At 61.4% G+C, this 19,681-nt stretch carries 14 protein-coding genes; 3 read left to right on the top strand and 11 right to left on the bottom strand.

What is annotated here, in order from left to right; genetic code table 11:
- Nucleotides 1-7: 7 nt before the first annotated feature.
- From SGJ19_11045 to SGJ19_11055, 3 genes are all read right to left on the bottom strand, one after another.
- A complete protein-coding gene (locus tag SGJ19_11045; GenBank protein ID MDZ4780780.1) occupies nt 8-1,438 on the bottom strand; it encodes a hypothetical protein in 1,431 nt (476 codons plus the stop codon).
- Nucleotides 1,439-1,717: 279 nt separating this feature from the next.
- Entirely contained in the window at nt 1,718-3,472 is a 1,755-nt protein-coding gene (locus tag SGJ19_11050; GenBank protein MDZ4780781.1) for a c-type cytochrome domain-containing protein, read from the bottom strand.
- 185 nt (nt 3,473-3,657) lie between these two features.
- Nucleotides 3,658-4,269 (bottom strand): hypothetical protein, encoded by a 612-nt coding sequence (locus SGJ19_11055; protein MDZ4780782.1) that lies wholly within the window; start codon nt 4,267-4,269, stop codon nt 3,658-3,660.
- Nucleotides 4,270-4,763: 494 nt separating this feature from the next.
- Here SGJ19_11055 and SGJ19_11060 point away from each other — a divergent pair, with 494 nt between their 5' ends.
- The 3 genes from SGJ19_11060 (at nt 4,764) to ccsA (ending at nt 10,196) form a co-directional block, all read left to right on the top strand.
- A complete protein-coding gene (locus SGJ19_11060) occupies nt 4,764-5,003 on the top strand; it encodes a glutaredoxin family protein (protein MDZ4780783.1) in 240 nt (79 codons plus the stop codon).
- 802 nt (nt 5,004-5,805) lie between these two features.
- Complete coding sequence (locus SGJ19_11065; GenBank protein MDZ4780784.1) at nt 5,806-6,477, top strand: hypothetical protein; 672 nt, start codon at nt 5,806-5,808, stop codon at nt 6,475-6,477.
- Between the two features lie 53 nt (nt 6,478-6,530).
- Nucleotides 6,531-10,196 carry a cytochrome c biogenesis protein CcsA gene (ccsA, locus tag SGJ19_11070; GenBank protein ID MDZ4780785.1) on the top strand — a complete coding sequence of 1,222 codons (3,666 nt, stop codon included), beginning with the start codon at nt 6,531-6,533 and terminating at the stop codon, nt 10,194-10,196.
- A 204-nt stretch (nt 10,197-10,400) separates the two neighbouring features.
- Here ccsA and SGJ19_11075 read toward each other — a convergent pair whose 3' ends face one another.
- The 8 genes from SGJ19_11075 to SGJ19_11110 form a co-directional block, all read right to left on the bottom strand.
- Nucleotides 10,401-11,339, bottom strand: a complete 939-nt coding sequence (locus tag SGJ19_11075; protein ID MDZ4780786.1) for an ABC transporter ATP-binding protein — start codon at nt 11,337-11,339, stop codon at nt 10,401-10,403.
- A 56-nt stretch (nt 11,340-11,395) separates the two neighbouring features.
- Entirely contained in the window at nt 11,396-12,199 is an 804-nt protein-coding gene (locus SGJ19_11080) for an ABC transporter permease subunit (protein ID MDZ4780787.1), read from the bottom strand.
- A gap of 3 nt (nt 12,200-12,202) precedes the next feature.
- The gene (locus SGJ19_11085) at nt 12,203-13,327 is read right to left on the bottom strand and encodes a hypothetical protein (protein ID MDZ4780788.1); all 1,125 of its coding nucleotides are present in this window, start codon (nt 13,325-13,327) and stop codon (nt 12,203-12,205) included.
- 104 nt (nt 13,328-13,431) lie between these two features.
- Entirely contained in the window at nt 13,432-14,265 is an 834-nt protein-coding gene (locus tag SGJ19_11090; protein MDZ4780789.1) for a hypothetical protein, read from the bottom strand.
- A 288-nt stretch (nt 14,266-14,553) separates the two neighbouring features.
- Nucleotides 14,554-15,312 carry a hypothetical protein gene (locus SGJ19_11095; protein MDZ4780790.1) on the bottom strand — a complete coding sequence of 253 codons (759 nt, stop codon included), beginning with the start codon at nt 15,310-15,312 and terminating at the stop codon, nt 14,554-14,556.
- A 181-nt stretch (nt 15,313-15,493) separates the two neighbouring features.
- Nucleotides 15,494-16,474: a hypothetical protein gene (locus SGJ19_11100; protein MDZ4780791.1), complete on the bottom strand. Its 981-nt coding sequence runs from the start codon at nt 16,472-16,474 to the stop codon at nt 15,494-15,496.
- Entirely contained in the window at nt 16,474-17,916 is a 1,443-nt protein-coding gene (locus SGJ19_11105) for a hypothetical protein (GenBank protein ID MDZ4780792.1), read from the bottom strand. Before SGJ19_11105 ends, SGJ19_11100 begins: the two co-directional genes overlap by 1 nt.
- Nucleotides 17,917-18,083: 167 nt before the next feature.
- Nucleotides 18,084-19,598, bottom strand: a complete 1,515-nt coding sequence (locus tag SGJ19_11110) for a type II secretion system protein GspK (protein ID MDZ4780793.1) — start codon at nt 19,596-19,598, stop codon at nt 18,084-18,086.
- Between the last annotated feature and the right edge of the window lie 83 nt (nt 19,599-19,681).

Genomic DNA, 19,681 nt, shown 5'->3' on the forward strand with positions numbered 1-19,681 from the left:
TCGAAGCCTACCAGCTCAGTTCGAAGCCCAGCGTGCCGCCTTGAATGAGGACGAAGCTGGAGTTGATCAGATGCGCCGGCACGTTGGTGTTGTACGTCATCTGCTCCGGCGCCAGCGACATGCCGCCGAGCCAGTAGAAGTCGTATCCCGCGTGCAACGTCAGCCGGTCGGTCATGCGATAGTTCATGATTAAGCCCAACTCGCCGATCACGCCCGCGTCCTGCTCGTTGATGCTCAGCGAACGCGGCGAGATATCGGCCACCGCGTTGGAAGTCGTCTCGGCGGCCAGGAACGCATGTACTTCTTGCGAGTTGACACAGGCGGCGGCGCCGCCGCGAACGCCCATCGAGTAGCGCCACGTCTGGTACATCAATTCGCCTTTGAGTTGCGCACCGACCATGTTGTTGCGATCGGTGATGCGATATTCGCCGTTGGCGCGGTTGGCGCCGGTCGTGGTCTCGCTGTGAAAGACGAAGGCGTCGTCAAACGAAACGTACCGCACGCCAAAGCCCAGCGCCGGCCGCCAGCCGGGATACGCTTCGCGCCGCCATACGCCCGTCGGCGCGTACACCAGGCGGTCGCGCTCCAGGCGGCGGCGGATCATGTAGTTAAGTTCGAAGCTTTGCATGTCCGACGTAGTATCGACGGTGTAGCGGTCCGCTTGGTCGAAGGGCGTCGACGGGCCGTTGACGTCGAAGCCGCTGACCAGCGGCGTGCCGCCCGCGCGATCCAGCACCCAGTTTTCGTTCCAGTCGTTCGTCCCGACGTAGGTGAACTCCAACGAATGGTCGCGTTGCTTGGCGTCGACCCACAGGCCGCGACCGATCGTGGCGCGGCCGGCTGCTTCGAACGAATAGTCGAAGTCCTCCGTGCCGAAGATCGGCACGAAGAACAATTGACCGCTCGACGCGACCGTATTGAACGCGTAGTTCACGCGGTCGGTGCGCGAACGGGTGTACATACCGAAGCTGAAGTCCGCGTACCAGTCGCGCGGCCCCGAGTATTGCGAGATGGCGCCCTTCGAGAAATCGTTCGGCGGCATCGTCATCGCCGCCTCATATTCATCCATCGCCACCTGGGGCGCGAACGGCTCGTACAGTTCCTCCTCGGGCTCCGGCTGACGGAGCGTCATCGGAGGGGCCGCCGGCGCGGTTGCGCCGCCAGTCGATGGCGGCATGTCGTCCGGCATCGCTTGATCGAACGGCATGACGGGATCGGCGATTGGCGCCGACTGATCGAACTCGTCGTAGGGCTGATCGGTGCCTGGCGGCACTTCCGGTCCGCTCGGCGTAGGAGTCTCCTGCCGCATGGTCCGCGCCAACCGCGGCCTGCCCGGCGGCGCCTTCTTCACGGTGCGTCCCCTTGTGGATTGCCCGGCAGCCGGCGCCGCCGCCAAGGTTACCGCGACAGCCAGCCAAATCAGCGCGCAACGTACCATGCTGTGTTCCAAGGGGCGCTTTCCCAGTCGCGGGGGACGGTGGACAACCATGACCGGTAGCTCTGCTCAACGAGGAGACGGAATTTTGTCAGAGGGTTAATCGACCTCCCCGAATCGCTACAGTAGGAATATCCGCCAAATTCTGGGAAATCGGAAATCTCAGCCCGCTTTACCCAAAACAACTGGAGGTTTGGGGATGCGTCGGACGAAGCTACGTCGTTGAGCGAAGCGCCGGAAACTGCGCAGTTTGAGCGCTGGGCGATAGAGAGAAAAGGACCGCTATCGGTTGGCTACTTGATCGGCCGCCCATTGTTCGACGAGCGACTGAGGATCAGCGCCGTAGATCTTGGTCACGGCGTCATTGAACGAGGTTCCCTCCCGCAGCGCCGTGATCAAACGCCCATAGCGCCGGCCGTCCTCCAGAATCGTTTTGCAGATGCCGTACGACGCCGTTGCATTCAGCCCGGACGAGGCGTCGGATCGTAAGAACAACTCCACGTTCTGGACGACCGCCACGGCTTCGACGACTTGCGCGTCCCAGGCCCGCACGCTGGGATCACGGCCCTCGACCCGCGCGGCGATCGCGCGGGCCATGCCATGCCCGAACCACGGCGGGATTTCGCCTAACCCCGCCACGCCGAGACCCGCGAGTTGAATTGCCACCGGCGGGCGCAACGCATTCTCGGTTTCCATCTCGGCGGGCAAAACCAGGCAGAAATAGGGATCAAGTCCTGAGTGGCGCCAATGCCCTGTGACTTCCTGTGGCACGCCACGTTGCTCCACCATCTCCGCAAATTCGGTGTAATCGACGCGTCGCTGAAAGACGAAGACCGTCACGCGCCCTTTGAACCACTCCTTGCCGCGCGGAATCCGCAAGGCCTGCGCGATTTTGTTGTGCTGCGATTCCGCCGTGGCGGCAACTTCTTTGAGCACGACTTCCGACGCATTGCCGATCACGTGGAACGACTTGCTGTCGGCGGTCGACGGTGTTGTGTCCGGCAGCGCCAGTTTCCAGTTCTTGGCGGCCAGCTCGACGCGCTTTGCGGAGATTTCGTCGGCGCTGAGTTTCGCGGATAGCGCCGCTTCCCAGACCTGCCGCGTGGGCACGCCAGCGCCGGATCCATCGAACGCGGCGCCTTCCGCGATCCATTTCTCGACCAGCGCGATGGTCGCATCCGGCAACGGATCGCGCCCCATCGGCATCCGCGCTCCGCCGGCGGTTCCCTTGAGCTTGCCGACCAACAAGCTCTCCATCGGCTTGCTGGGCGCGAACAATGCGCCGGTATCGCTGCCTGCCAACATCCGCGTGAAAGTATCGAAACTCAGATTCGCGCGCGGGTTATTGCCGCCGTGGCATTCCGAACAATGTTCGACAAAAATGCCGGCGATATCGCTGCCGAAGCTGATGGTTTCCGTGCCAGTTGGCTTCACAATGCTAGGTGTCGTACTCGGCGTTCCCGACGGAGCGGCCATTTCCGCGATGGCCACGGAGGGATCCGGCCCGTCGAACTTGGCGCCTTGGTCAATCCAGGTGCGAATTGTCGCCAAAACTTCGTCCGGCAAGCGATTGCCGCCACGCGGCATGTCGCCGGTATCGAGCACTTCATACAGCCTGCTGGCCATCCCGTCGCCGGGGAACAACACCGTGCCGTTCTCCGAGCCGCGGGAAAGCGCCTCGAAGTTTGCCAGGCTCAGTCCGCCGCGTGATTCGCGGATGTGGCAAGCCGCACAATTCGCCACCAGCAAAGGCGCTACGTCCATTGTGAAGCTGACGCCGGTGTTGGCGTTGCCGCCGGTCTTTTGGTCCGCAAGCAATCGCTTGGCGGCTTCGCTCCGACGCCGCCAACCGGCGAGTCGGTCGGCAAGTTCTGTTCGCTCTTCGTCAGAGAGCTCGAGCGCCAACTTGCTGATCGAGGATTCCATCTCGGCGAAGAGCTTCGCCGCATCGCGGTACTTCTTCGCGCGATAGAGCTTGGCCACCTTGGCCAGCGATTCGTCGATCGCCGTGGCCTTTTTCGCGACGTCGTCCGACACCGCGGCGGGCGCAGGCAGTTCAACTAGTAAGGTGAATGCGCACGATAACACGAACGCGAAGCGCGGAATCCAACCCATCGTTTGCCCCGTTCACTTTCGACGCTCAGCGAAGGCTCGCGTCAGAACCATCCGGCGCAATGACCGCGAAACGTCCACGCCATCTTGGCGGAAGTGTGCTTTCCCGTCTACTTCTTGGCGTGGCGTCGGCGCTGCTCCAACTGGCGCGACGGGCGGCGCTCTGCTTGCGTGGGCAGGTAACCATACTGAATGGCGAACCATTCGGCGTACCGCTCGCGGTCGGTGTAGCTGGTGTTCCGCTCATCGAGCAAATGTCCCAGTTCATGCACCAGGATGTTGTTCAGATAGAAATCCTTGATCGCCGATTCGGTCCAGATCAGTCGCCAACCGTCGGCGTCCTCCTCCCAGCGGCCTCCGTACAGGATCGCCTCGGTATACTGGCTCGGCCGGGGGGGGCGGTGGTAGTACTCGACCAAGGATTCCTCGATCGGATACAGGTAGATGCAGGTCCCCCATTGCATCCCGTAACACGGGAAGCTCTGCTTTTTCCGGGTCATCCGGCTAAGCTGCACCACCTCCAGGGGGGCCACGAACTTCTTCGGCAAGTCCGCTAGACGTTCGCGGACCTCGTCCGGCGTCAGAATGTGCCGAAAGCCCTCACCGGGCGATTGGACCACAAAGCGGTAGTCGGTGGCCTCACCGACCGGCTCGTACCAGTTTTCGGGCGGCACGAACGGCAATTGAGCGTTCCGCTGGCTGTTGCGCGCCCGGGTATTCAACGGAACCCCCCGTTGTGGGGATCTGGCGCGGGCGGAACTATGGTTATAGGCCAGCCGCGTTTCGTGGGACTTCTGTGAGACGACGCTTCGTTGACCCCGACGCATTACAACACCGCTCGATCTGGTTTTCCGACTCCTTGTGATCCATTCCTTGGGTGGCAGGCTCGATTGGGCTGCCGATCCAAATTGGGGGTGCTTTCACCGCCCCCTGCGGCCCCCGACATCCCGCGGAGCGCCGCCTGACAAAGCCGACTCTCCCATACTAGCGCGACAGCAAAAACAAAATCAAGTGAACACCGCAAGTTGTTTACTGCAATGGACTTACGAATTTCAATCCGGGACGAGGCGGGGCGCCAAAACGGGACCTCGCCGGATTGGTTTTTCGTGCCATGATGGCTACAAGGCGCGCGAATTCGCACCGCCGTGCGAACGCTTGATGCGTTGCGCGCAGCGAGTCGCGCGCACGGCGCAAACAAACTTCTTGGGCTCAAAGCATGACGCAACACTCGGCGACGATTTACACGCGCGCAGGCTGCCATCTCTGTGACGAGGCGCATGAGTTGCTTACGCGCTATCGCATTCCCGTCACGGCAATCGATGTGGATCTCGATCCGGACCTTCGTGCGCGCTATGACCAGTGCGTTCCCGTCGTCTGGATCGACGATCGCGAGCGCTTTCGCGGCCGCATCGATGAGCGCTTACTGCAACGCATCTTGCGTGCAGGGGACGAATGAGCGCTCGCATTTCTAGCGACGGACTTCACAGCAAATTGTGGCTGCGGGTGCTTGCGTCGCTCCGCGACGGTATCGGGCGCTCATCTCGTGGCGCGGGGAAAACATCGCGTTTTCCCCTGAAAATCGAGGGTTTTCGACGATTTGCCACGTAAGGCGGCGCGTCCTTCAAGGCGTCACCGCTCCTTGTGTGAAACCACGCGCTGCGCGAATTCCATCAGCAATGCCAAGCCCAAAGCTGGCGTTTCGGGGCATGGCATCCGCGAAGGCGTGCCGGCAATTCGCGCAGTTTACGGTTCCACTTAAAACTCTTGACAAAGCGGTCGCGCGAATTCCGCGAGGAACGTTGCAATCGCTAAGTCGTTGCTTTAAGCATGTCGCATGCGGATGAATTCACGCATTTGAGCGTCTCGGCAATTGCGTGTCGTCAGTGATTCGGTGAAGCGACGACATTGGCCGAATGACAATTGCGAAGTCGCACGTGATCGTTCGCGCTGCGAAGTGATCCTTGTGCGACACGTATCTGCGCCGTGAAAAGGGATCCCATATCGAAGGCGCATCGTGCCTTCGCGGCTGCACTTTGGGTATACTTTCCGCCGCTCGCGTCACTATAATCGGGTAGTACTTAGCGTCGCCCGAATGTCGCCGGCCGAGCCACCACCTCTGGCTTCCCACCTTATTGCCGGCACGCCCAGCAAAACCGTTATTCAGCAAGGCTTTACGTCGCCGTTCCTATCGCCTTTCGGGGTGGTAAGCGACCCTGATTGAGGAAATTTCCATCGTGGGCATGTACAGCAGTGTTCGGATGCATCGTGGGCCATTTTTACCGGCCTTGTCGCTGGTGATCGCCGCGCTGGTCGCCGGTTGTGGCAAACAAGAGGAAATCACTTCCTATACGGTCGCCAAAGAGGCCGCTCGGCCCGAGCCGCCCATCAGCGCTGGCTCCGAGAGTCCCGCTTCCGCCGAGACCGAGCCGGCTGCTACTACGGATCCATCCACGGGTCCGGACCGTATGCTGGGCGCCATCGTACTGCGTCCGCAACAAGGTTGGTTCTTTAAGCTCACTGGACCCGAGGCCGCAGTGACCGCGGCGCGCGAGCCGTTCGTCAACTTCTTGAAAACGGTTGATTTCACCGGCCCCGACCAATCGCCCGTTTGGAAGCTACCGGAGGGCTGGACCGAAGGCGCACCGCGGGCGATGCGTTTCGCTACGCTGGCTTTCAAAATCGATGACGTTCCTTTGGAACTCGCGATCTCCTCGTTGCCGAACCAAGGTGGCGACGCCGACAGTTACCTGCTTATGAACCTGAACCGCTGGCGCGGCCAGTTGGGCCTCGGGCCTTCGACATTAGATAGCATGCGCAGCGCCGAGGGCGAGCTCGAAACGATCGAGCTCACTGGCAGTGAACAGGCGCTTGTCACAAATCTGCGCGGCAAACTATCCACCGGCGGCATGTCCGCGCCGTTCGCTCGGTAGCGTCGTTTGCGGCGCTGCCCATTTAGCCATCAAGTTCGCATCGGAAATAAACTATGGCCACCGACGTTGCCACGCCTCGCGAATACACGGAAATCCCCGCGCGCACGACATCGCCCACGCACGGCGATACATCCGCCCTGGAATTCGTGCGGATGCTGCTTGCGCCGCTTGCGTCGCTGCGGGTCACGATCGTGTTGTTTCTGTTGGCGATCTTTCTCGTTTTCGCCGGCACGTTGGCTCAGGTCAATCTCGATATCCTCGACGTATTGCATAAGTACTTCCGCGCCTGGTCCGTTTGGATTCCTTGCCAGGTCTTTTTTCCGCGCTCGTTCTTTCCGACGTTGCAGGAAGTTCCCGGGATGTTCCTGTTTCCAGGCGGCGCGACGATTGGCGTGGCGATGATCATCAATCTACTCGCCGCCCACGCGGTGCGCTTCAAAGTTCAGGCGAAGGGAACGCGGTTGCTCGCCGGACTGGCGGTGCTTGGCCTCGGAGTCGTGTCGTTGTTTGTCGCCATTGCCAGTGGCTTCAGCAGCGATGGCATCTTGGAAGCGTCGCTCATCCCGTGGCCGATTCTCTGGCGCGTCTTCGTCAGCTCGCTCGTGCTGGTCTCGGTCACCATGGGCTACGCCTGGTTTCAGTTCGACGCCTCGCGCCGGTGGGAACGCATCCTCCTCGGCGTCGCGACGCTCGTACTCGGCGCGCTGACCGCTTGGCTCGTCTGGCGCGGCGATACCGCGCGGCTCAACGATTCCGGCATGCGGATCCTCTGGCAATTACTGAAAGGGCAAGCCGTCGCCACGGTGCTGTTCGCCGGCTGTTACTTGCTGTTCAAGAAGCGCGCCGGCATCGTGCTGCTGCATAGCGGCGTCGGCTTGATGATGATCTCCGAAGTCGTCGTCAGTTTCTGGGCAGTGGAAGGACAGGTCACCATGCGCGAGGGGGAAACCCTGCACTATGTGAGCGACATTCGCACCGTGGAGCTGGCCGTCGTCGATCGCACGAACCCTGACCGCGATACCGTGGTCTCGATTCCCAAATCGTTCCTCACCGAAAAGAACCGACGGATCGAAGACCCGCGGCTGCCGTTTGATATCCAGATCGTGGAGTTCATGGAGAACACCAATTTGGACCAGCCGACGGAAAAAGACACAAACCTCGCGACCGCCGGGCTTGGCAAGGACCTGGTCGCCCGCGCCGCGCGTCCGCTCTCTGGCACCGACACCGGCAAGGGCATCAACTACCCTTCGGCCTATGTGCGGTTGTTCGACAAGAAGTCCAAACAAGAACTCGGCACGCACCTGGTCAGCTTGTTCTTCAGCGTCAACAAGGCCTCGGAGAAGTCCGCGGTCGCTGATAAGTCTTACGACCTGGAACTGCGCCACCTGCGTACGTACAAGCCGTATTCGCTGAAATTGCTCGACGTCCGCAAAGACGACTACGTCGGCACCAGCACGCCGAAGAACTACTCCTCCGACGTGCATCTGGTCGACGGCTCGCGCGGCGTCGATCGGCCCAAGGTGCATATCAAGATGAACGAACCGCTCCGCTTCGCGGACGAGACGTTCTACCAAAGTAGCTACTACCTTGATCCGCGTGACGGCGCCGAGTACACCACGCTCAGCGTGGTCTCCAACTTCGGCTGGATGATCCCCTACATCAGTTGCATGATCGTTTTCACGGGCATGTTCGCGCAGTTCATGTCGACACTCGGACGTTTTCTCGATCGCATGGATCGCGGCACGGCCGGTCCGGCTTTCCTCGAGTCGATGCACCAAGCCGTGCAGCGCACTGGAGAAGTAGCGAGGGTCCGGCGCGGGCGTCTGAATGCGGAGCAAGCCGAATCGTGGATCGGCAAACGTGAGCGTTGGTTTGCCACCGGCGCGGTGTTGTTGGCGGCGATGTTCGTCAGCTATTACGCGATGAAGCCGCTCAAGCCGCACGCCGGGATGGATCTGGACGCCTTCGGCAAGTTGCCGGTTGCGCACCAGGGGCGCGTCAAGCCGCTCGATACCGTGGCGCGCAACACGCTCCGCATTCTTTCCGGCAAACTGGAATTCAGCGACGTAAACGGCAAGAAGCAGCCGGCCATTCGTTGGTTGGCCGATCTCTTGGCCCGTCCCGACGAGGCGATGGCGTACAAGGTCTTCCGCATCGACCACCTGGACTTGCTCGCCACGCTCGGACTGGAACGCCGCAAACAGCACTATTACGCGATTACAGAGTTCCAGGACAAGCTCCCGGTGCTCGAGGAGCAAGCCGAGGAAGCCCGCAAGACGCCGCCGGAAAAGTTGAGCGCTTACCAGCGCAAGGTGCTGGAACTGGAAAAGAAGCTCGGCGAAGTCATCACGTTACGGCAGGCGTTCTCGGCCACGGTCATTCGTCCGGACCATGCACAAGAGGACGTGATGTCGGCCATGCAGCGCGCGGAGTTCCTGGAGCGCGGCACGCCGCCGCTGGCGATCCCGCCGACGGACGACGCGACGGGCAAGTGGACCGCCTATTCAACCGCCACGTTCGACCTGTGGCGGCGCGAGATCATGCGCGCGCACGGAGGCGACGAAGCCGCGAAAGCCCCGCTGGCGAACGTCAAGATTCACCCCGCGGTGGAACAATGGAGCCAGATCTTCACCGCCTACGCGCAGGCCGACCCCAAGGCCTTCAACCGCGACGTGGCCGCGTACCGGAACGAATTGGGCGCCGCACCGCCGCAAGAGTACGGCGCCACGCGGATTGGGGCCGAATCGGCGTTCAATCGCGCGGAGCCTTTCTTCTATACGGCGATCGTCTATTTTGTCTGCTTCCTGTTCTCCCTGATCGGCATGTTCGCCGCCTTGCCGCGCCTGCGTTCGTTGCACGTGTTTCAGACGACGGCGACCTGGCTGTTTGCTTTCTCGCTGCTCGTCCACACCGTGGCGATCATCGCCCGCGTCTACATTTCGCAATACGCTCCGGTGACGAACCTCTATAGCTCGGCCGTCTTCATCGGCTGGGCGTGCGTCGCACTGGCCTTGGTGCTCGAATCGATCTTCCGGATCGGACTGGCAAATATGGTTGGCGCCGCGGCCGGCTTCCTCACGTTGCTCGTCGCCCATTACCTATCGCTCGACGGCGATACGATCGGCGTGATGCAAGCGGTGCTCGATACGCAGTTCTGGCTGTCCACGCATGTCGTCACCGTCTCACTCGGTTACGCCACGACGTTGCTGGCCGGCCTCTTGGGCATTGCCTACATCATCTACGGAGTGTGTACGCCCGGGCTCGATCGTGGGCTCAGCAAGACTCTGGCTGGCATGATCTACAGCGTGATCTGCTTCGCCATGTTCTTCAGCTTTATCGGCACCGTGCTGGGCGGACTGTGGGCCGATGATTCCTGGGGCCGCTTCTGGGGTTGGGACCCGAAGGAAAACGGCGCGCTGATGATCGTCCTCTGGAACGCGCTGGTGCTGCATGCCCGTTGGGGTCGAATGGTCGGCGATCGCGGGCTGGCGATCTTGGCCATCCTCGGCAACATCTGCACCTGCTGGTCCTGGTTCGGCGTGAACGAACTGGGCGTGGGCCTCCATTCGTACGGCTTCACTGAAGGCGTACTGAAATGGCTCGGCATCGCCGCGGTCAGCCACCTGCTCATCGCCGGCATCGGGCTGATGCCGCAACATCTCTGGTTGAGCGGCCGCGCGCTCTTGAACGAGGAGCCTGCTCCGAACGCCACGGCGTAGGCGCCCGGCGTTGGTCAGGCACCCTGGCCGAAGGCCAAGAACTCGGCGCAACTATAAGACGTAGCCACATCCCAAACCCATGCCGGCAAATTGCCTGACGGGAAACGGCGTCGATTCTGTCAGGCAATTAGCCTGCATCGATTCCCGACTTCAGCGGCGAAAGTCGATTGGGCAGCGTCGTCGACTTTCAACAGGGTGCCTGACCTACGGAATCGGCGCCATCATGCCGACGCCTGCTCCGGCGGCGCATTGTTGCCAGAAGCGCGTGTGGCTCTCGCGACCGAAGCGTTCCGATGGTTCGAAAATTACGCGCCGCATTTCTTCGCGTTGCCGCACGAACGCCGCGGCTTCGGCTTCGACGTCCTTGCTGAACACCGGCGACACGGCGTCGTAGATGATCGTCGCGCCCGGATGCGACGGGCCACCAGTGTCTTCCCAGCGCCAATGTTGGGATAAGCCCAGCACGCGATCGGCGACGTAAATCGCTTCGTTCAACTCGTGCGTGATAATCAGAATCGTGTAAGGCGGCTTCTTGCCGGCCGCCTTCGCGGCGAGATTTTCCGCGTAGAGCTTGAGCAGCATTTCCTGCATTTCTTCGCGCGTCGCTTCGTCGAGCGCGCCGAACGGCTCATCCAGCAGCAGAATCTCCGGCTTCATCATCAATGCCTGGGCAATCGCCACGCGCTGGCACATCCCGCCGGAGAGCTCCTCCGGATAGCGATGCAACGCCTTGCCCATCTGTACGCGCGTCAGCATATCATCCGCGCCGGCCAAGTGCTGCTTTCGCAATTTGAGCCAGTTCGGAAACTGGAAAAACCGGTAGGCCAGGTTCGTCTCGTCTAGCATCGGGCCGAAGGCCACGTTCTGCCGTGCGGTGAGAAATGGATAGAGCCCGTAGCGTTGATAGACGATACCGCGATCGCGTCCCGGCCCAGTGATCGGCTTGCCGTTCATCAGCACTTCACCTGAGTCGGGCGGATGCGTGCCGAGGATCGCGCGGAGGAGCGTTGACTTCCCGCAACCGCTAGGCCCGACGAGCGACACAATCTGCCCCCGCGCGATCTTCAAATTCACGTCATGCAACACGGCATGATCGCCAAATCGCTTACTGACGCCGCGGCATTCGAGGACGATGTCGTGCATGCGGGGAAGTGATGAGTGCGGAGTGATGAGTGATGAGAACGGAACTTGATTCCCGTTTACTTCCCGAACCAGGGGCACAGCAGCCTTCGCAGCCAGGTCAGCGAGTAGTCCATCAGAAAACCAACGGCCGCCAACACGGCTAGGTAGATGTAGACGGTGCTCATGTCGCTCAAGCGTTGTTGCATGCGCAGTCGGAAACCGAAGCCGATGTCGCCAATCGCGTATTCCGCCGCGATCAGATACACCATCGCCGGGCCGACTTGCAGCCTCACGGCCTCGATGATCCGCGGCAGAATCTGTTTGAACGTGACGTTCCAGATCAATTCCGGATGACTCGCCCCGAGCGTGTAGGCCTTGTAGATCAATTCCTCCGGCACGTCGGTGCGGGCGGATTGATAGATCGACTGGGCCAGCGTGGGAATCACGCCGAAGGCGATCATCGCGATGTACAACTCCATGCCGGTGCCGACAAGCACGAAGAACACGGCCAGCATCGCCGTCGGCGGAATCTTCGCCAAACAAGAAAGCGGCGGCAGCAACAGCGCCTCGATCGGCGTGAAACAGCCCATCCCCAGCCCCAGCACCACGGCGACCAGCACGCCGATCGCCAGGCCGGAGAAATGACGCGTGAACGTCGCCTTGGCGTCGGTCCACAGCCACGACGCGCCGTCATAGCGATCTTGCGGTTTCAATACCCGCGTGACGCCGTCGGCGAGTTGCGACCAATTCGGGATTGTCTTGTCGCTGGGATTCCGCTGATGCTGGCGATACGACAGCGCCGTATATCCGGTCAGCAACACCACGACCGAAACCACGCCCAGGGCAATGTGCGCACGAAACGAAATCGGCTGCCGAATCATGCGTTATTCCGTGCCGCCAGCCGCGGTCGAGGCTTTCACCGCCTTGATGTACGAGTCGTCAAAGCGAACGTTGACTTGCTCGCCGTCTTTGGCCGCCCCAAAGCCGAGCTTCGGCGATCCGTCGAACATCTGGTGCTTCTCGCAGAAGCTCATCACCGTTTCCATCGTCTTCGGTAACTCGCCGCCGCCGAGTACGTGCGAACCTTCGTCCGCCGTCTTGTAAAACTTCGTTTGCTGCACCACGAGGGTCATGTCTTCAAGCTTCAAGTCCGAAAAATCCTCGCCGATCTGCACCAAGGCTTCATTCCGCGTCGCCGGCGCCTCGATGATTTTGTTCATCTCGTAGTAGCAATCGATCACCGCGTGGCAGAAAGCGTCCGCACCGGGCTTCTTGAGTGAATCCTGCCCGACCACGACCATGTCGATGATCTCGCCGGGGATCTTTGTGGAGTCGAACAGCACTTTGGTGTTCTCGCGGGTCCGCAGCGTTTGCAGCACGTACGGATTCCAAACCATGATCGCCTGGTATTCTTCCTGCCCTTGCTGCATGGCCAGCGCCGCCGCGCCGGGATCGCTACTGGCGAATTCATAGTCCGCCTCGTTCTTGCCCAGTTCTTCCAGGCAACGCACGAAACAATACTCCGACACGCTCTTCGGCAACCCGAAGACCTTGTGGCCGCGAAGTTGATCGACGTCCTCGATGCCTTCGACGATGCAGGCGTCGGCGCCGTCACTGGTGCTGGTCGGCAGGATCGCTACGCCCGGCCGTGAGACCGACGGCGAAAGAATGTCGATGTTGGTGATGCAGACGGCGTCGCAAGAGGCCGAGGCGTACATCTGCAAGCACGGATCGTAGTCGGCCTGCTTCAATTCGATATCGACTTTCCACTTCTCCTCGATCGGCCCGAGTTTGCCCTTGGCGCCGTCGATCAGCTTGCGGCGGTGCGCCACGCCGAACACGCTCCACGAGGGGTACTCGCTCCAGGCCAGCGAAAACGACGGCATGTCGGCCGGCGCGTCGGAAGCGGAACTGGTCGCCGGCGTCGCCGTCGTCGCTCCGCCGCCGCAGCCCGCCGCGGCGAGCGCCATCAAGCACGTCAACATCCACGCAGGGTGTGAGTGGGTCATATTCGGGCACTCCATTCAAGAGGCGATGTGTTGTAGGTCAGGCTTTCCAGCCTGACGTATTCGCGCCAATGGTTCGTTGCAACCGTCAGGCTGGAAAGCCTGACCTACGCTTCCGGCAGCCGCGTTTCCACGCGTTGCGATTCGGTTTGTTCCGCCGACGGCTTGTCCGCTTCGGCGGCGAGGCCGATCAGCTTATCGAATTCGTCGCTCGACGCGCTCTTGTTAGCGTAGTCGAGGAACTCCGCTTCCTGCCGCTTCGTGTCGGTGCCGGCCAGCTCGCGCGAAACGCGGGCCTTGGCCTTCGACTCCTGGCGCAGGTCGCGCATATCCTGCAGTTCTTTCGACGAGCGGTCCTCGCTGATGCCGGCCAGGATGTTGGAGATTTCCTCCTCTTCCTTGGCGGTGATTACGTCGGCCACGGTCGCGGCGGCTTCTTCCTTGAGCTTCTCCAGATCGCGCAGCAATTGCTGCATCTGGACCTTGTGATTGCCCAGGTTGTCCTGGAGCTGCTTGATGTCGTTTTCCAGTTCCGCAATGCGGTCGTATTTCTCTTTGAGCGTCGTGGAGAAATCATTGAAGGCGCCCAGGCACTTCAAGTACTCCTCGTTCTTCTTGATCTCCTCCATGGAGACCCCTTGGCCCTTGAGCTTGTCGACCACGCTCTTGGCCTTGCCGGCGGCCCCTTCCTTGAGCTGCTCCAGACGCTTGGTTTCCTCCGTCAGCGTGCGCACGGTCGCCAGCTTCTTTTCTTCCTGGGCGATCATCTGCGCGACGGCAGTCTTGTATTGATTGATGCGCGACGTCTTTTCCTGCACGATCCGGTCGTAGGTCGCCTGAATCACGTAGGGATTCGACGACAGTTCCTTGCGCGCCGAGTCGATGCGGCCGGTAATCAAATACCCGAAGGCCCGCAGATATCTGCCCATGGCTCCAAACACGCGATGATCTCCCAAATGTGCCGGGCGTGAGGAAGTTGCCCGAAAGTATACCCTGTCCTACGGGGGAGAGAACCAGCTACCGTCAGCGATTCCAACACAAACCGATCACGCGCCGGCAACACCAGCCCGTAGCGCCAGCGAGGGAGAGCGGACGTTTTTTCAACCGAAAGAGGAAACTCTCGGCAGCGCCGCCCACTCCATCGGCGACAGGAGTCGTCTCCCACAGGGAGCAAGGTGCGCCAGCGCCGAAAACAGGGCGCAAGTCCGGCGGAATTCCGGCCGTAGCGGTTATTCCACGTCGCGCGGCGCCGCGGCCTGCGGGTGGCCGAGTTCGGCCTCGAGAGTTTGCATCCGTTCCTCGACCTTCCGCGCCACGTCGAGGCTCGCGGTCAGTTCCTGTCGGAGACGCGCCAAGTCGTGGGCCGGCGCCTGGGCCAGGGCGAGCGCTTTGACGTTATCGAGCGTGCCGGCCAATTGGCGGATGCTTTGGTTGATTTCCTCCAGCAACCGCTCCCGGGCTTCAAACAAACTGCGCTGCCCGTCGGCGGTCCGCATCCCATGCGCGGTATCGCGCAGTTCCAGCGAGCGCTCGAAGGACAGGATGCAGGCGCGGAACAGGTTTTCCACCTGGGAGTTGATCTCCAACACGGAGCGCCCTTCCAGGCGCTTCGTCCAAGCGGTGTCTTTTCGAAAGGCGTCATAGAGGTCGCGCAGATATTTGAGACTCTGCTCGTCGCGCGGATCGTGATCGACGGAGAGCCGCTCGGAGAGTTGATCGAGCTGCCGTTCCTGTTGGTCGATTGCCTCGCGCTGAATCGCGGCGAAGGCGTCCTCGGCGATGGCGTCGTGCTGGAACAACCATCGCGTGGCCAACGTACCGACGCTGGTCAACAATCCGGCCACGCCGACAAAGGCCAGCCAGCCGGCGCCTTGATCCAGGCCCCAGGAGATCGTCAGCAAACTCAACCCGCCGGCCCCGGGAATCAACGTCCAGGGACTGGCAATCAAGTCCACCAGCACCTTGCGACGAAACCGGGCGGGATCCATGGTAGGAAGTGATGAGTGCGGAGTGATGAGTGATGATTTAGGGAGCGGAGTTGATGAGAATGTAAGCAGATACGAAGTGCGTGGCAATGCGATGTTCTGGGTTAAAAAGCGTCTCACCCACTCACATGATTGCCTGCTTCGCCTCCCTACTCATCATTCATCACTCCGCACTCATCACTTCCTACCGCGCAGCTGTTTCCGTCCCCAACGGCTTCCCCTCGGTCAGCTTGTCGCCGAGGCCGTAGAGTTTCTTTTCGTCGTTGATTTGCAGTTCCACGGTGCGCGTGGTGAGATGGATGCGGTGGACTTTGCCGCGGCGTTCCTCGCCCAGGTCGAACTCCTCACCCTCGGCGAGCTTGAACAGCTTGCCGGTGGTTTCCATGTGAATCCACACGACCAGCTCCGGATCGGTGAGGATTGCCGTCACCTTGGCGAAGCGGGCCGGGTCGACCGCGGGGTCCGGCTTCGACGACTTCTCTGGCGGCTTCGGCGGCGCGGGTTTGTAGGCCGCGAACGTGTTTCGCTTGGTGATCACGTCGCGGTATTCTTCGAACGTGCCGGCCAACGACTCGCCCGGCACGCTACTGAGGGCGTCCTTGCGATCGGCGTCCGGTAGCACCAAAGCGTCGATCGTAATCTTCACTTCGAGTTTGCCGCTCTCTTGCGGCGTCATCGTCAGCGAACGCACCAAATGCAGGTGCCCGGCCGAATAGAAGGTGTGCAAGAACTTGGTCAGTTCTTCCAGGGTCGCTTTGCCGCGCACGGAATACGGCAGGCGGTGATAGACGATCGGCCGCGGTCCTTTCGCCGTGCGCATGTTGGCCGACATCAAGAATTTCGGCGTCGCCTGCGTGGGCGGCTCGACGTTCGGCGCTTCAAAACCCGCTTCGCCGACGATCTTGCGCAGCCAGGCGCTATAAGCGGCGCGGGCCAATTCCGGATCGGACGGCAGCGCCCGCGATTCGTACTTCGCCAGCTTGGTCGCGGCCAGCTTGCCGCGCTTAATTTGATTGTCCTTTTTCGTGACATCGCCGCTCAGCCGTGTGATTTCATTGGTGCGCGCGTTGATCGAGCTGCGAACCTTGCCATACAGCCAATTGCCGGCCAGCACCGCCACGAGCGCGACCACCACCCCCATTAGTTGCTTCTCTCGCTTTTGCATTAGGGGGCCTCCACGGCCGGCAGAATGATTTCGGTGCCAAAGTCCCATTCATACGGCTTGGTCTCCGTATCGCGCGACGTGCCCAGGCTCTGCACCTGATGCCCAGCGTCGCGCAGGCCGTTCTCGACCTTCTGTACCGTGTCGAGCGATTTGACCAGGCCGTCGAACTCGATCTTCCCGCCGCCTCCCTGCTGCGACGCGAAGCGCACTTCCGTGAGCATCACGTCCTCCGGCGGCGGGAGCTTGACGGCCAGACTTTTCATTTCTTCCAGCCAGGGCACGTCGCCGGCGCGCCAGGCGTCGATTGACGTCACGCGGTCGACGACCTGCGTGTACTGATCGACCAACTTTTGCTTGGCGGCGTTTTGTCGATTCCAATCCGCGATCTGCTTGTCCAAGCTCGCTACGTACCACGAGTACCAGCCAATGCCCATCGCGATGAGCAGCGTCGCGGCCGTGGCATAGACCAGCATCCGCGGACGTTGAGACGCTTTCTCCGGCCGTCGTTTGGGTTTCAGGAAATCGATGGCGTGCGGCGTCTCACTCGCGCCGTCGAGCAACATGCCCAGAACTGGCGCGAAGCGCCCGCGGTGCGGCGTCTTGGCCATCGACAATCGCTCGGCGTTTGCCGCGCCGGCAAACGGATCGAAGACCTCGGTCGGCAGACTCAGCGATTCCGACAGGTGACGCGCGAGCTCGGCGTGTTCGTCCCCGCCGGCGTACAGCCAGACCCGCTCCACGCGACGACCGCCCAGCTGATTCTGCACCGCGCCCAGCGTACGTCGCACTTCCGCCACGAGCGGCTTGGCGAAATCGGCCGTGGCTAGAGCATCGCTGGGCAGCCGCGCGGTCCGGGTAAACACCACGCGATCCGCGATCGTCACTGTCAGGTCCAACTCGTCGGCCAGCAAATCGACGAGCAGCTGTGGTTCGCTACTGGTTTGTTGCTTCGATCGCGCCAGCAGACTCGCCGCGGCGCAGGGTCGCAGAATCAGGTGTTCTGGTTTCAGTCCGGCCGTGGCGCAAATCTCTTCGATGTGCTTCACAACGTCCGGCGGAATCGTCGCGGCCAATACCGTGCGTTGCTGATCGGCCTCGCCAGCGATGGCGACAAAGTCGAGCGGCCAGCCCTCGCCCCAGGAAGCGAATTCCCGTGGCGCCTGGAATCGCACCATCTCCGGCAGTTCTTCATCCGGCGCAGGGGGCAGATTGAACAGCTTGAGTTCAATGCTGGTCCGCCCGACCCCCACCAACGCCTTGCCGCCGCGAACGCGCCGCGCCGCCAAACCCGCCGCCAGTTGCCGGCCAATTTCCTTGGGACCCGTCGTGGGCGCAAACGGAATCGCGAACACATCCTCAATCGAGGCCTGCCCGCGCTTCTCGGTGGCCACGGCCACTCGAGCCTCACGATTGTCCCATTCGATAGCGATTAGGCGAGACATATGGAAGTAGGGGAGTAGGTGGAGTAGTAAGTAGGTGAAGTAGGTGAAGTAGGTGGCGGAGGAAGTAGGTGAAGTAGCTAGTAGGGGAAGTAGTTAGTAGGTGAAGTAGTGCCGAGCCTCGGTCTACTTGCTACTTCACCTACTAACTACTTCCCCTACTCTCCCGCTCATTGCGCGAACCCGCGCCCCAGGTGGGTCAGGTCTCTCCAGAATACTACGCCCGGGGTCCCGGAGGTAGCGTCAATAATGGCTTCGGCGCGCGCAGTGGGGCCGCCGTTTTCGAAGTAACCCAGCACTTGCACGCGGTAGACGGCGCCTCCGCAGGTCACGAGCGGCATCAATTCCTTCATTTCGTCGAGGGTCACCATCCCCTTGGTCAACAACCAAGTCTCGTGCCGGAACTCCGGCTCGTTTTCGGTCGGTTCCGGGGTCCGATCGGCGATGATGTTCTCCACCACGTCCGGCGTCAGACCCGGGATGCCCAACAGCAGCGTGCGCGGGGCCTGGTTGATGTTGATCCGTCCCCGGATCGCCGGCTCCTTGACCACGGTCACGGCGTCCATCAGTTGCGGCAGGTAGGTGGCGATCAGCCCCGGGTTGTCCGGAAACGGCGTATCGATGATGGTCGCCTGGTTCGTCATCGGGTTGGTGACTTGCGTGTATTTGCCGATCAGATCGAGCACCTGGCTAAAGGTGTATTTCGGCTCGATTTCGAAATCCGGCGCTTGGCTCCCAACCTTCTGCGGCGGCGTCGGCGGCGGCCCTTCCAGCTCCATGGGCCCGTTCTGCCGGAACACGATGATAAAGTTCGCCCATTCGTCGTCGAACTTTTCTTTAAGCTGCCCGTGCAGGACTTCCAGATCCGTCTCATTGAGATTGATTCGCGGCGTGCCGTCGGATTGCAGATTCGTCTCGGCGCTGTAGAGCGTGAGATAGGCCGCCCAGCCGCAGGTCATCGAACCGTCCGAGTTATCCACGCCCGAGTTGCCGACATAGACCTCTTCACTTGCCTCCAGCGTGAAGTTGCGATTCACGTCGCCGCCAAACAACAACCACGGCGTTACGCCGCGCACGAGGAGTAATTCTTCCACGGTATCGAGCGGGCCGTTCTTCGGCCCGTACGGCGGGCTCATGCCGGAATAGAAATCCGCTTCTGCGCCGAACTCGCGTTGATCGTCGTCCTCGTCGATCCAATCCAAGATCGCGTCGGCCACGTCCTCGGTCATGCCGGGCAGGCTCATCAGCAGATTCCGCGCGCCGTCGGCTTCGATCAAATCCGCCAGCAAGATTTCGTTGAGATTCAATTTCGCGGATTCATTTTCCAAGCCGTAGCGGACGCCGCTGAGTACGCCTTGATCGACCCGCGGCGCGACCACGCTGAACCGCCCCGGCTCCTCGCCGGTGGTTTCGTCCATCGCCAGCACGCCTTGAAAGCGCCCAGCGTTGTCGTACAGGCCGCCGTTTTCTTCGATGAGCGCAGGGTCTTCCATCAGCACCGACTTCACCAGATCGATGCCGGAATCCGACAACACCCGGGCTTGCAGCGCTTTGCCGTGCAGCACTGCGGCCTCATGCTCGCCGAACATCAGCTCGCCATACGTGAAGCCAGCCAAGCTGAGCATGGCGATGACGACCATTACCACGATCAACACCAACGCGCGACGTGAAGGCGTGCGTTTCATGGTCCGCCTCCATCTTCCTCGTCGGGCGGACCGTCGCCCCCTTGGCCACCGATCTCGGCCGTCCGGCGCCGTCGTAATCCAAA

The organism is Planctomycetia bacterium (assembly GCA_034440135.1).
Taxonomy (GTDB): domain Bacteria; phylum Planctomycetota; class Planctomycetia; order Pirellulales; family JALHLM01; genus JALHLM01.